Annotated in this window: 12 protein-coding genes; 9 read left to right on the top strand and 3 right to left on the bottom strand. The window is 55.9% G+C overall.

What is annotated here, in order from left to right; genetic code table 11:
* Positions 1-547 precede the first annotated feature (547 nt).
* A complete protein-coding gene (locus BM193_RS28400; RefSeq protein ID WP_139176075.1) occupies positions 548-1,660 on the bottom strand; it encodes a hypothetical protein in 1,113 nt (370 codons plus the stop codon).
* A gap of 244 nt (positions 1,661-1,904) precedes the next feature.
* Here BM193_RS28400 and BM193_RS28780 point away from each other — a divergent pair, with 244 nt between their 5' ends.
* The 9 genes from BM193_RS28780 (at position 1,905) to BM193_RS14760 (ending at position 11,433) form a co-directional block, all read left to right on the top strand.
* Positions 1,905-2,177: a hypothetical protein gene (locus BM193_RS28780; RefSeq protein ID WP_175533296.1), complete on the top strand. Its 273-nt coding sequence runs from the start codon at positions 1,905-1,907 to the stop codon at positions 2,175-2,177.
* Complete coding sequence (locus tag BM193_RS14790) at positions 2,141-2,770, top strand: hypothetical protein (RefSeq protein ID WP_139176074.1); 630 nt, start codon at positions 2,141-2,143, stop codon at positions 2,768-2,770. Before BM193_RS28780 ends, BM193_RS14790 begins: the two co-directional genes overlap by 37 nt.
* A gap of 251 nt (positions 2,771-3,021) precedes the next feature.
* Positions 3,022-3,792 (top strand): translesion DNA synthesis-associated protein ImuA, encoded by a 771-nt coding sequence (gene imuA / locus BM193_RS14785; RefSeq protein WP_254786197.1) that lies wholly within the window; start codon positions 3,022-3,024, stop codon positions 3,790-3,792.
* A 16-nt stretch (positions 3,793-3,808) separates the two neighbouring features.
* Complete coding sequence (locus BM193_RS14780) at positions 3,809-5,194, top strand: Y-family DNA polymerase (protein WP_368087077.1); 1,386 nt, start codon at positions 3,809-3,811, stop codon at positions 5,192-5,194.
* A gap of 2 nt (positions 5,195-5,196) precedes the next feature.
* The gene (locus BM193_RS14775; protein ID WP_092797248.1) at positions 5,197-8,346 is read left to right on the top strand and encodes an error-prone DNA polymerase; all 3,150 of its coding nucleotides are present in this window, start codon (positions 5,197-5,199) and stop codon (positions 8,344-8,346) included.
* Positions 8,347-8,814: 468 nt separating this feature from the next.
* Positions 8,815-9,171: an RRXRR domain-containing protein gene (locus BM193_RS14770; RefSeq protein WP_092797247.1), complete on the top strand. Its 357-nt coding sequence runs from the start codon at positions 8,815-8,817 to the stop codon at positions 9,169-9,171.
* A 71-nt stretch (positions 9,172-9,242) separates the two neighbouring features.
* Positions 9,243-9,959, top strand: coding sequence for a hypothetical protein (locus BM193_RS14765; protein WP_139176073.1), 717 nt, complete (start codon positions 9,243-9,245; stop codon positions 9,957-9,959).
* A gap of 498 nt (positions 9,960-10,457) precedes the next feature.
* Positions 10,458-10,934, top strand: coding sequence for a hypothetical protein (locus tag BM193_RS28395; protein WP_139176072.1), 477 nt, complete (start codon positions 10,458-10,460; stop codon positions 10,932-10,934).
* A 259-nt stretch (positions 10,935-11,193) separates the two neighbouring features.
* A complete protein-coding gene (locus BM193_RS14760) occupies positions 11,194-11,433 on the top strand; it encodes a hypothetical protein (protein ID WP_217638439.1) in 240 nt (79 codons plus the stop codon).
* 198 nt (positions 11,434-11,631) lie between these two features.
* On the opposite strand, the gene BM193_RS14755 is transcribed toward BM193_RS14760, so the two are convergent.
* Entirely contained in the window at positions 11,632-12,249 is a 618-nt protein-coding gene (locus BM193_RS14755) for a GAD-like domain-containing protein (protein ID WP_092797998.1), read from the bottom strand.
* 8 nt (positions 12,250-12,257) lie between these two features.
* On the bottom strand, positions 12,258-13,616 hold the full coding sequence (locus BM193_RS14750; RefSeq protein WP_139176071.1) for a DUF6861 domain-containing protein: 1,359 nt from the start codon (positions 13,614-13,616) through the stop codon (positions 12,258-12,260).
* Positions 13,617-13,943: the final 327 nt, after the last annotated feature.

The raw sequence follows: 13,943 nt of genomic DNA, 5'->3' as shown, positions 1-13,943 counted from the left end.
CTACCACACTCTCGGTGTGCGATCTCGTAGCTGCCTGATCTAACGGCGAGATCGATGCTGGTCTGACCATCCTCCGTGCTCTGCAGAGACTCCTGCCGCGCGTAATAATGCGACTGTGCAAGTTGATACTCGATTTGCCGAAAAGTGGAATTAATTCTGTTTCATGTACGTCGACAATTCCGTCTATACGGTGAAGACCGGATAACTTAAGGACGCTATCATGAACCAGAAAAAAATCGCCAGTAAAATTCCAGTAGTAAAATCAGCGGGTCGGAGGTCCTCACCACCACCAGCGGCAGTCATCCACCCTACCCCGAAGCCAAACATAAATGCTACCAAGTCATCGGCAACGCAGAGTGATGGATCTAGGCGGAAAAGTGCGCAACCCATGAGCCCTGCCCCAAAGAAAATTGTCATGGACGCGACGACTATTCACAACCGGGAACAACAACTTAACATCAATAATGAACGTTTTTGGACAGGGCGTGGTCACGATAGGCGCCCAGCTAACTGGGAAACGCTAAGCCCGGATTCCCGCCACAAACAATCAACGTAAATCCGACATCCAGGTCTTTACACCAGCGCGTGGTGCATCGAGATGCACCTCAGACGTTTCGCGTTGACGTGCCCACCATTCGAGATAAAGTTCTGCGCCGCCTTCCGCGATCGACAGGTTGTTCTTTTCTACACTTCCGATCACGAATAAGCGTGTCAGAACCACGGCGGCGTATAAAAGAGGCGCTGGTGGTGAAGGACGGCTATGTTCAGGGAAGCGCTTAAACATATCTAGCCAAGCATTGTCAAAGTCGTTCACCGTGAACTGGCGGCCCATGCGCCACTTTGCGAGCATTGGCGACAATACGTCCATCCATATCGCTGCTTCGCTAACAGAGGGGATTTTTGCCGGCCATTTTCCATGTAAGCGGTAATAGCGCAGGCATGCCATCATGTCGAGAAGTTTGCATACTGGCAGCCTAACCTTTCCACGTATGCGTGGGCCACCGCTTTTGCACGCCGTCCGGGCTGGAAATAGTCCATGGAACACTGGTACTGGTTCGAATTTAGGTAGATAGCGCGCGCTGAACTCGTGATCGAGGGTAGCCAGAAGCTGTAACTGGAGGTTAATCAACAATACTGTCGTCGGCAATGCAAGATCCCCCCACTGCATCGCGTGATTCGTACTTTCCCTCAAAGCGGCGGGTCCGAGCTTAAGTTCAGGATTCTTGAAGTGTTCATCCGTCAGCCAGGCAGTATGAAAGAGCTGCACGAATCCGGCCATATCGTTGCGTTCCCGCTGCTCTCCTAGGGCAAGTGAAAGCGCATCAATGCGTCGGGCAAGATCCAGTGCGGCTGGGCAACCATCTTGGCCTCCCCAATGCAGAGTTTGGATGATTGCACTTGCCCCGCCGCGACTTTCCGCAAGCTGAGAAAGGTAGGCTTCGCGCTTCTCCTCCGGCCACTTAGCCGCGATCAATTCCTTTTGTAGCCATGACATGCTACGCCGAACAAAAGCATCCCGTTTTCGGTCACTTGGAACAGCTTTCCCGTTCAACCAATTGCGTATTGTCCGTTCCGACACGACACGTGTCCTTGCGATCATCCCTGGAAATGCTATCCCGTAGAATCGCTCCGCAATTGACAAGAAATAGAGTTCAAACATTTTTCTTTTCGAGGCTTACATTGGTGAACATATGGGTGGTGATGCTATCTAATCCAGTGGGGACGCGCATCCGCACTTGCTCTTTGGGTTTTGTTGGCGGCCAGAAGTAAATAGAAGAATATCATTGCATAATCCGCCACTCTTATACAGCTAGTATTCATGTTCTCACGCAAAGTCACCTGTCCTACAGAGAGTTAGGATAAAGCCAATCATCTCCTGAAAGTGGAAAATGAGAAGGCTGTGCTTGCATGCGTTTGTCATCATTGCATCAGGATGCGCGGCCAGCGGGGATCGCGCACCGGATCATTTGATTGGCCAGAACAGCTTCGTCGCCGCCGCCCGCTACGGCACGCCCGGCAGCTATCGACACGAGGAAGACCTTCTGCAGCTCAACTATGGGAGCGAGGCTGCCGGCTGCCGGATCATTATGTTGGTGGACCAAGCGCAGCGGGTCGTGGGCTGGGCCAGCACTGGCGCTAGGTGCGCAAAGCTATCGAACAAGCCGACCACACCTTGATTTATCCTGTTTCATGGCCGTTATTGGTGGAAGATCTTAATCCAGTTGTGTTACCTAAGTGTTTTCAACACCATTGGCTAATGGAAGACCTCCAGATGTCCCTCGCCCCATCCAAGATGTCTCTTGAGTCGATGCTAAAAATTCTCACGATGATTGGCACAATCCTTGCGTTTTTCTGGGGAGCATATCAGTTTATCGCCACACAGCGGGGCCAGGCGGAAACGCGACGGATCGAAGCCACCAGGCCATTTCTCGACAGGCAATTGAAGCTCTACACTGATGCCACTCAGGCTACGGCCACGATGGCAACGTCAACATCGCAGGACGAGATCGCAGCTGCACGGAGCAAATTTTTTCTACTCTTCTGGGGCGAACTGGTAATGGTGGAGGATCGTAACGTTGAATCCGCTATGGTAGAGTTTAGGAACGCGCTTAACGCAGGTAAAGAAGGGCCAGAACTCGAGCAATTATCACTCGCACTTGCTCGATCATGCCGCAATTCACTGGCGCAATCCTGGGGCGTAAAGCAATGGCAGGACCCGCACTCATCCACACACTCATCCATAGAACAACAAAAACAGCAATTCCTCTAGCACGATCGGCCGCACGGTGCTCGCCTGCGATACAAGTTCCCAAAGTCATGACGGTGACTGAGAGAGGCCTGGCGAGAGCGAATGGTGTGAGACTTCAATAAGACGTACCCACAAAAATGTACCCTGAATGAAGCTTCTCTATTGACTCTTTTACACCATCGCAACTATTAGTTTCAATTCAAGAAATTCATGGGCCTTGCAGTTTTTGACGTCCTCAGCATATACTGTGTTTATGTACAGTAGTTTTGAGAATGCTCAACAACCTCTCACCAGTCGCCATGCTTTCACCTTCCCTTCAACGTAGCAGCCCTACCGCACTGGCCAATAGCGCCCTGTTGCGTGACGTCTGGCGGGCGAGTGAACTGAGCCGAGGAACAGTCAGTACCGTCACTACCGGTCACAGCATCTTGGATCGTGAGCTTCCGGGCAACGGTTGGCCGCAATCGACCTTCACGGAGTTGCTAGTTCAGCAAGCTGGTATCGGGGAAATGCACTTGTTGCGGCCAGTGCTGGCGCAACTATCGCAACATCGCCGGATCGCCCTGGTGCAGCCGCCGTACTTGCCCAACTCCGCCGCCTGCAAATTCATGGACCTGAGCTGCCCAAACCTGCTCTGGATACGTGCCCCCAGTACCGCCGATGCGCTCTGGTCCACCGAGCAGATCCTTCGCAATGGCAGCTGCGGTGCGGTGCTGCTGTGGCAAACCAATATCCGCGACGAAGCACTGCGGCGCCTCAATCTGGCGGCGCAGACAACCGAAACGTTCTTCTGGCTGGTCCGGCCGACGAGCGCGGCGGCCGATGCGTCACCAGCGCCGTTGCGCCTGGCATTGCGCCCTGCCGCCGGTGGCATTTCCACTCACATTATTAAACGGCGTGGCCCACATCATGAGGCGCCACTCTTTATCCCGCTGGCTGACATGCCGGCCCGTCAACGATTTTTGGACGATCAAAATGCGGTTCTGGTTCAGCGTACACCTCCCACTGTTGCCTCTCGAATGCCTCAGGCCGCGCTGGTGTGAGCCGGGGCCGTACGCGGTGGTCGAGAAAGGCCGCACCATCACAGTCTCGCAACAAGCCTTTGCCGAAGGCGTGCGTGTCGGCATGCGCCCTGGCGGCGTGGCGGCTGTCTCGCCAGATACCGTGATCCTGGAGCGTAATGTTGAGCGTGAATTGATCACCAGCAATGCCATCGCGCTCGCCCTCCTCCAGTTTACCCCGGAAGTGGCGCACGCCGGCGACTTCAGCCTGCTGCTCGACGTGACCGCCAGCTTGCGCCTGTTTAACGGACGCGCCGCCATCAGCCGGCGCATTCGCGCTGCCCTGCAAGCACTGGGCGTGACCGCGCAGCTCGGCACGGCGCCGACGGCCATGGGGGCATGGCTGCTGTCGCGCTGGCAGCCAGCCAAACGCCAGGTCATTTTGCGGCGCACCGTGCACATGCGCTCACTCGAGCGCCAACTCGACCGCATGCCCTGCGCGTATCTACCCAGCACGGCGAATCACCTGGAGTGGCTCACCGACATTGGTGCTGATCATCTGGCGGCGCTAAGGCGCCTGCCCCGCCCGGGCATCCAGCGCAGGATGAACAAACTCGTGCTCGATGAGCTCGACCGTGCCTATGGGCTCGCTCCTGAACTGTTTGAATGGATCGCCATCCCCGAGACCTTCTCTGCGCGCATCGAAACCTTTGACCGGATCGAACACGCTGATGCCCTGCTGAACGGCGCCACTGGCCTGCTGCAGCAATTTGTCGGCTGGCTGGTCGCGCGCCAGCAGGCGGTGAGCGTTTTTGTTCTGCTGCTGGAGCATGAGCGCGGCAAGACTGCGATCCCGCCCACGCTGATCGAGCTCGGGTTGGCGGAGCCGACCTGGCGCGATGAACACCTGATACGGCTGCTGAAGGAGCGCCTGGCGCGCACGGAACTGGTTGCCCCGGTCATCGCCCTGCGCCTGGAAGCGCGCCTGCTCACCGCGATGGCACCACCGACACAAGACCTGTTTCCCGAGCCGGGCGGCAACCCCGCCGACTATAAACGCCTACTGGAATTACTCAGTGCCCGTCTTGGCAGCGACAACGTCCTCTCACCTGTCGAGCATCATGACCATCGGCCGGAGGAAAGCAATGCCTGGGCTGCCGCCACCGAAAAGCGCAAGGTAGTCAACGCCGAGGATGAGGCGTTTGAGCGCCCGTTCTGGCTGCTACCTAAACCTATCCCACTGCTGCTGCGCGGCGAACGTCCCTTCTATGGTTCTCCACTAAAAATGCTCAAGGGGCCGGAACGCATTGAGGCCGGCTGGTGGAACGATCAAATCGTGGCCCGCGACTATTACATCGCGCAAGGAAGCGATGCCACCTGCTACTGGATCTACCTGGAGCGGATAGTCGACGGCCGCTGGTACCTGCACGGCATGTTCGGCTGATCATGGACAAACTGCCAGTTTCCACGCTGCCCGACTATGCCGAGCTGCAGTGCATGAGCCATTACTCCTTCCTGCACGGCGCCTCTCCGCCCGATCAATTGGTGGCGCGCGCGGCCCAGCTGGGCTACCAGGCCATCGCCGTGGCCGACGAGTGCTCCCTGGCAGGCGTGGTCAAGGCGCATGTGGCCGCGCGGGAGTGGAACATCCACCTGATCATTGGCAGCCAGATGAGAGTGACACCGGAAGACGGCACGCCACCTTTTACTATATTGATCCTGGCCATGGATCGCGATGGCTACGGCAACCTGAGCGAGCTCATTACCGCTGCGCGCACACGCGCCGACAAGGGGAGTTACCTGGTGTGGCCGCGCGACATCGCCAACCCCAACGGATCTCTCGCTCACTTAAAAGGGCTGCCTGGCTGCCAGCTTATTCTGTGCCCCAAATATAACGCCCCCTATGAAGAGATCGAGCGGCAAGCCGAGTGGCTGGTGCGTAGTGCACCAGGCCGCGCGCGCGTCGCTTTGACGTTGCATCACCGCGCGCAGGATGACCGGCACCGCGCCATGGTCGAAGCCATCGGCGCCGAGTTCAGCCTGCCGGTGGTGGCCACGGGCGACGTCGTCATGCACCTGCGCTCGATGAAAATCATCCAGGACACCATGACCGCGATTCGTCTGAGTACGCCGGTGGCGCAGTGCGGCTATCAGCTGGCCTCGAATGCCGAAGCGCATCTGCGTTCGCGTTTGCGGCTGGGTAACCTGTATCCGCGCGACGCCCTCGATGAAACCCTGCGCGTGGCCCAGCGCTGCACCTTCTCGCTTGATGAACTGCGCTATGAATATCCGGGCGAGATCGTGCCAGAGGGACAGACCCCGGCCAGCTATCTGCGCGAGCAAGCCTATATTGGGGCGCACTGGCGCTACCCGCATGCCATTCCAGACAACGTGCAGGCGCAGCTCGAGTATGAGCTGGAACTGATCGGCGACATGCAGTACGAGCCCTATTTTTTGACGGTATTTGACATCGTGCGCTTTGCCCGCTCGCAAAAAATCCTCTGCCAGGGGCGCGGATCGGCGGCAAATTCGGCTGTGTGCTACTGCCTCGGCATCACCGAAGTCGATCCCTCGCGCGGCACCCTGCTCTTCGAGCGCTTTATCTCACGCGAACGCGATGAGCCGCCCGACATCGACGTGGATTTCGAACACCAGCGGCGCGAGGAGGTGATTCAATACATCTATCGCAAGTACGGCCGCATGCGGGCCGCCCTGACCGCCGTCGTGATTTCCTACCGCCCGCGCAGTGTCCTGCGCGATGTGGGGCGCGCGCTGGGCGTGGATCTATCGGTGGTCGACAAGGTGGCCAAAGCCTCGCATAGCTGGGGCGGGCGGGCCGACCTGCAGCAGCGTCTTACCACCTGCGGACTCGATCCGCACTCCCCCATCGCCGAGAAATGGGCGGCAATTGCCGAGCGCCTGATGCGTTTTCCACGTCATCTTTCCCAGCATCCCGGCGGTTTTGTCATTTCTCGCGGTCCGCTCTCCCGCCTGGTGCCGATTGAAAACGCGGCCATGCCCGAGCGCACTGTGATTCAATGGGATAAGGACGACATCGATGAACTGGGTCTCCTAAAAATCGACATTCTGGCGCTGGGCATGCTGTCGTGTATCGCCCGTACCCTGGCTTTGATCTCGGAGCAGCGTGGCGAGCGTTTTGAACTGGGCGATATTCCCCATGAGGATGCCGCCACGTACCAGATGATCTCTAAAGCGGACACCGTCGGCGTGTTTCAGATCGAATCGCGGGCGCAGATGTCGATGCTGCCGCGCATGCAGCCGCGCGAATTCTATGATCTGGTCATCGAGGTGGCCATCATCCGGCCAGGCCCCATCCAGGGCGGCATGATCAATCCGTATTTGCGCCGGCGCCAGGGACTGGAAGCGGTGACCTATCCGAGCCCGGAGATCGAGGCGGTACTTCGGCGCACGTTGGGCGTACCGATCTTCCAGGAACAAGTCATGTCGATCGCCATGACGGCGGCCGGTTTTACGGCCGGTGAAGCCGACCGACTGCGCCGCGCCATGGCCGCCTGGAAAAGAAAGGGTGGACTGGAACAGTTCGAAGACCAGCTCATGAGCGGCATGGCCGAGCGCGGTTACAGCATCGAGTTTGCCACCTCCATTGTTGGCCAGATACGCGGCTTTGCCGAATATGGTTTTCCGGAATCCCATGCACACAGCTTTGCTTTGCTGGCCTACGCCAGCAGCTGGCTCAAGTGCCATCATCCCGCCGAGTTCCTGGCCGCCCTGCTCAACAGCCAGCCCATGGGTTTTTATAGCCGCTCCTCTCTGGTGCAAGATGCACGCCGGCATGATGTCGAGGTCAGACCCGTCGATGTCTGCGCGAGCGGATGGGAAGCGTCCCTGGAGCCGACGGCGGACGGCAGACTGGCAGTACGCCTCGGCTTAAATAATATCAACGGGATGGTGAAAGAGGCGGCCTGGCGCATTGAGGAAGCCCGCGCTGCAGCCCCCTTCAAAAACACACGCGATGTTGCCATGCGCGCGCAACTCGATGCGGGGGATATGAAGGCGCTGGCCTCAGCCAACGCCCTGGTAACGCTGACGGGTAACCGGCGCATGGCCATGTGGGATGCCGCAGCGAGTGTGCCGGAGCGGGATTTGATGCGCGCGACGACCATTGCCGAACCCGTGCTGGAGCTGGCGCCGCCGACGGAAGCCGATGACATCGTGGCGGACTACCGGCATGTCGGCCTGACACTGGGCCGCCATCCACTCGCTCTCTTGCGCGAGCGCCTCAACAAAATGCGCTTTGTACCGTCGGATATCCTGAACACCTTCAGCGATGCCCAGCTGGCCAGGGGCTGCGGCATCGTCACGGTAAGACAGCGGCCGGAAACGGCCAAGGGGGTGATCTTCCTCACCCTGGAAGATGAATTTGGCACCATCAACATCATCGTCTGGCCCGCGCTGGTGGAAAAGCAGCGGGCCGAACTGATGAATGCCTCACTCCTGGGGGTGTACGGTATTTGGCAATCGAAGAGCGGCGTGCGCAACCTGATTGCCAAGCGGCTGGTCGATTGCTCGCATTTGCTCGGCCAGTTAGATACGAAGAGCAGGAACTTTCACTAACGAGTGCACCTTCGCAATTAATTATGGCAACAAAGTGCCTACTGCAATCGTGGCGATTCACAATGCAACTTCAAATAACCCGTAAAAACGCGAGTATATTTGCCAACAACATAGCGAAAAATGGTTCAACATGGAGCTACGCAGTTGCAAACGAACGTTGGGAGGCTGAACGTCAACTACCCGCCCTAAAGGGAGGAGCTTGAAAGGTGGTAGCCTCAATAGCTCAGTTTGACTCGAGACAGTGCAAGGGGCGATAGCCCTCCGGCATTACGTTGCAAGTAGGTACAAGAGCGACGCCGGGATGCGTCAACCAGTCCCGGATAGAACCGCGCAAGCGGTGCCCTCGAAGTTGCGGTAGCAGACAAGCTACAGGGTATGCACGAAACGGACGTCACTAGGCGCGTAAGCGCACCGGCCACGGGTGTCAGTGACACATAGTATGGAAGGGTCAGAAAGGAGGGAACTGGCATGCCAGTCATCGTTTTGGATAGATACAAGCGGCCGCTCATGCCGTGTACCCCGAAGTGCGCGCGCACACTGCTCGCGGCCTGGCGTGCTCGGTTGCATCGGCTGTTTCCGTTCTGTATCCGGTTCGCCGACCGCCCTCTCGAAATCAGCATCTTGCAGCAGCTGCGGGTACCACTCGACCCAGGCAGCAAGACCACGGGCCCGGCGCTTTACCGTAACGAGGACACCGTCGATCCCGACGACGAACCTGTCATGCAAAGCCAGTTCCAGCTCGCGCTGGGGCACCGCGTTGCCGCATCCGTAATGCACTGCACGTCCGCGCGGCCATGCGGCCATGCGGCGCCGACGCCGCGGTAATCTGCGCCACCGAGCACTGCGCTTCAGCAACCGCCCCTGCCGGATGCTGCAGCGTGCTGTCGGTTACAACTATGCACGGCATTCTCGGAGCAACAATGATGAATCCGTCAAACGCCAACGTCAGCGTGATCCGTCAGGATCACGGTGAGATGAATCAAAAATTGCTGGAACGTCAGGCACCGGCGTCGCTTTCTCCAGTCGAGTCAGCCGGTCGTATAGTCAAAATGAGCCTTTCGAGCCCAGAAGGAAAGCGTCTTTTCCTCCGTTATTTTGATATCACACAACTCCACATGCACTACATTTCCAAAATTGCGCGCCTGTCCTTACCTGACGCCGATATCAAGAAGGTCGAAAAACAGGTATTTGATCTTATCCAGGAAAAAATCAATATCGTTGACAAGGAAATGGTCAGGGTCGAACAGGAACTTCGCAAACACAATATCGACTCATTGGCAACCTATACGATCGTACCCCTTACGCTTGAGGCACGTGTGCTGGGCAAAATTGGACGCCGCCTGTTAGAGTTGACTGGCAAGATCGACCAACTGATGCCTATGCTTGAAACGATGGCGATCGATGAATTAATTTCAGAAAGTCAGCTCAACATCAAGAAAACTTTTTTTAAAAAGTCAGTCCGTTCCGTTGCCAGCGTCGTCCGTACGCTCAAGACCGGCCTGCAGAAGAAAAGCGCCGCGCTTGCCAATACCGACAAAACTGCTGATGGAAAAAATTCCACCGGAGACCAAACCGACCATTCATCATCAAGTGATTTTTGCGTCCGAGGATAACGTTGCCGACGTTGTTATTACTGACACTGTCCTGTCAACCGACATCAGACTCATGACCAATAAATCTGGCAACGAAAACGACACCATTAGCAGGGAGATTACCAAACTGGTCGACGCGACCGAACCCATATAAGTAACCGTAAAAGAGCATACATGAATCGACAACTACGCCTCCATTAACAAAGGCCAAAATTGTGAGAAAAAAATAGGCATTTCCACGATACATCAACAAGTAATTATAAAATCAAGAAGCAACATTTAAGAATGTCGCATTATTGCCGCGAGAAGAAATGATGATGCAATAGTTGCATAACACCTATCGGGACATATAATAATCACAATTGATGTCACAATTTAAATTAAACTAAAATCCAATTTCAAAAATTCAATTGCGATAACATGGCTTCACTATCGACACAAAGATGACAATTTACAGATTGAAAAATATAAACTTCTTTCACCGTTAAGAATATTTAACATTTTACGGAGATTACGCCCATGAAAAAAATACCATACTCAGTTCCTGCCACGTTAAGCGTAGCCGCTATTGGCTATGGCCTGGGAAAATTCTTCTTTGATATGGTAGTGGGACTTTTCACCGAGTGCAATTCGATGATTTTAGCTCTTTCTTCCCTATATTATTATTTGGCTCTCGCATGCGTTTATTTTTGGTCATTTTTGATGAGCATTGTCATAGATTTCTTTTGGAGAAGCAATGTTAAAACTGAAAAACCCTCTGCATTTGCCAGACTAGTTGTTACTAGTATGACTACAGTTGCAGCTATCGGCGCCTTTGGAGTTAATAATGCCGGTTTCGCTCTAATATCTACCGAGCTAACCGTGGCCCAATTATTTTTTGTGCTACCGTCCACGCTAATTTTGACCATTATAGTGTGGTCAATTATTGTGACTATAATTATGCCATGCAATCTCCGCTATCGCCCCATCAGCGTGCTGTGGGAACTTGTTGATTGATAAGGAACAAATAATTCAAAGACATCCACTCGCCCAACCGATCAAAGAATTTTACAAAAAAAAGGATAATTTTAAAAAGAGCCTTCGCTAATAATAATGCATCACGCAAAGACGTTGTCAGCAATTGCGGCGTGCCGACGGTAACGGCTATTCACAGCAAACGACGCTTCTATATGACTGTTGACAGAGGCTGCGACCGCTATGCGGTCGGCGCCTGTCCTCGCGGGAAAGAAGGAACGGGTTTTCGGAGCAATATCAAATGAATCTTTCCGACAAAAACAATATGTCATCCAAAATGGAACAGGTCCCTGTGACCTATGATACATACGGTCGTATGAAATTTCACTCTGACTACCATGGCAGGCAAAAAACACCACGGACGACTTCCGATGAAAAGTTCCTGATCGAAAACTACGCCAAGATTGGACCGGAGCAAGTCAGTTTCGCGCTGGAGCGAACGATTCACACGATCATGACGCGGGCATACGAGCTGCGCTAGTCCGGACGTATGGACAAGCCAATCAAGGCCCGCTTTGGGGCGGAAGCGGACGGAGCCGATTAGCGCTCTGAGGCGCTGCCAGTAGCTCGCTCTCCTGATTAAGGACGCTGCCGGAAACCCTGCACCGATGGGTTCGTGGCGTACCACCGATGGCCGCGACGTGGCAATGGTCATCCCTCGCGGATACTCATCCGGCCATCAAGGCGGCGGAGAAGTAATGACGTCCAATGGCGCGAGTTGTGCAAGCAGCACCAAATGCTCGACGGCCTTCACTTTCTGCAAGTTAGCAGGCGTAGAAGTGCCACCCAAGGCGAGGGCGGGCACGAAACCATACATTTCGTCATGTTTCAGACGCCCTAGTTTTGCTAATGCGGGGGTGAACATGCCAGCAAAGTCATTTGCCTTTCGAGACAGTGCACCAAAAAACAGTCGCATCCCGAAGTCCATTTTCTCGCCAACGAATCGCGATTTGCGAGGGATGCAGTAAGAACCGGGCGCAAAAATTCCCAATGAATCTCCTGTCTTTTCGCCCCAAAAATATAGCTCTCCAAATGCACTTCTGGCGATGAGGTGATAGGCGTCTTGCTCCATGAATGAGGTATCGCCAATCCACGCCTCTAGTACTGGATCATACTCTTGGGGGTCAACAGTCCAAAACAGGCCATTGGCATAGCCGCACCAACCATGCTCTGCCCAATAGGACAACAACTGATCCGGCAGCTTGCCACGATAGCGCTCGATACTTGACGGCGGCACATACCGCTTGTCGAATGCCGGGCCAAAATCGTTCAGGAAACCCGCGAAGTCTTCATCCATTTTTTGCCTCATTTGCATCGTTCAAGTTTTGCATTCATTTTGCTACTACGCATGGCTTCTGGAACTGCGTTTGCCGCCCTGTCCAGTTCAACCAAGCGTTGCCCTTTATTCCATTGCGCGCCAATGCGTGAGTTGATATTCCGATCTCCGAAGTCGCCAATTTTATCCTTGCCTGCGGCAACCATGTCCGGGTTATGTAACGCTGCCAACGTCTTCATTTTATCGGCGGCTATTGCGGCAGATTCAACCTTTGCGTCCGAGAAAGACATTCCTTTTTCACGAAGGCTGTCTAACGCATCTTTCTGCAACAAATTTTGATAGCCCACCCTCGCATTTCGCGCCACGTTCGGATCGCGCACCGAAGTACCGGCCGTAAATGCCTCACGTCCTTTGATATACTCAGCAACCGTCATGCTATTGATGCCAGCCTCTTGGCCTGCGAGTTGGCGGTCAAACTCCGGAACGCCGCCTTGGGGCAGTCCGTTGACCTTAAAGCACGGCACTGTCTTCTTCGGCATGCCATTGGGCCGGGGGCGCCCCGGCGCCCGCTCTGAGCCGCGTCGGCGCGGTGGTGGTGGTGACTCCCCGTGGCCCATACCCCCGCCGCCGCGTGGCCGCAGTTGGGGAAGGCTGTTCAGCTTACCCTGGTTCTGCTCGACCCATTGCGCCACTTTCGGCCCAAGGCGCGGGCTCTTGCTGATCTCCTTCAGCGCCGCCGCTTTGCCGCCCTTGCCCCTGGTGACGTAAGCCAGCAGTACCGAAAGGATGGTGGTGATCATGATGACATGGCCATGAGCCAGGTAGAACGCCCCGGACGATGGGCTGCCCCCTGCCATGCCGTAATGCGACAGCCGGTCCTGCCTGGTCGGCCCCCACGCCTCACGGAAACCCTTTTCGTAATACTCCAGCGCTTGGGGAACGGACTGAACCACGCCTTCCACCAACGATTTCAGGCCCAGCAGCGACAGTACTGCGCCGCCCGCATAGCTGCCGGCAGCAGCGCCGGCAGCAGCGCCTGGCACAGCACCGACGCCGCCCAGCAAGGCCCCGCCGATACCTCCGATCAGCCCGCCTGCGATCACCGATCCCCCGTAGTACAGGGCGATGTCCTCACACACCGCCATGAGGATGCTCCAGATCGAGGACAGGTTGATGCCGGAGAGTTCTCGAGCGATCATGTGCTGCGCCGCCGGCCCCGAGTCGGCCAGTGCCTGGCGCACGCGCTCTACCCGCCCCATCTGCTCGTAACCCCAGCTGGTGCGGGAGATGTCGGCCGACCGCCCCATGCTGTCGTAGGACTGGCCAGAACCACCAAAGTGGCCACCCCACTTCAGCTCATCCTCTTTACGTCTGAGATCGAACCACACGCGCCACGCATCGCCTGTTCTCATCCGAGTACCCCCAGCAACGACCAAGGGCCATTCTTGCTTGGATGCAATGCGGCGACGTTGACACTGCGCAATGAGAGGCAAACAGGGGAAGCGGAAAAAGTAGTACGTTAAGGACGTTGCGCAAACGATCCTTCGCGCACGAACAACGTGTTTGATCGCTCACCGGTTCTGCCAGGCGCCTGGTGAGCGTTCTCGTAGCTGCCTGATCCAACGACGAGATCGGGTCCGACCTGGCTATCCCCTGCCCTGCAGAGACTCCTACCGCGCTCAAGCCAAAGGTTGTCCGAGCTTCGGAGCATTCGC

The organism is Janthinobacterium sp. 344 (genome assembly GCF_900112025.1).
Lineage (GTDB): Bacteria > Pseudomonadota > Gammaproteobacteria > Burkholderiales > Burkholderiaceae_D > Janthinobacterium.
This window is presented reverse-complemented; position numbering and strand designations above follow the sequence as displayed.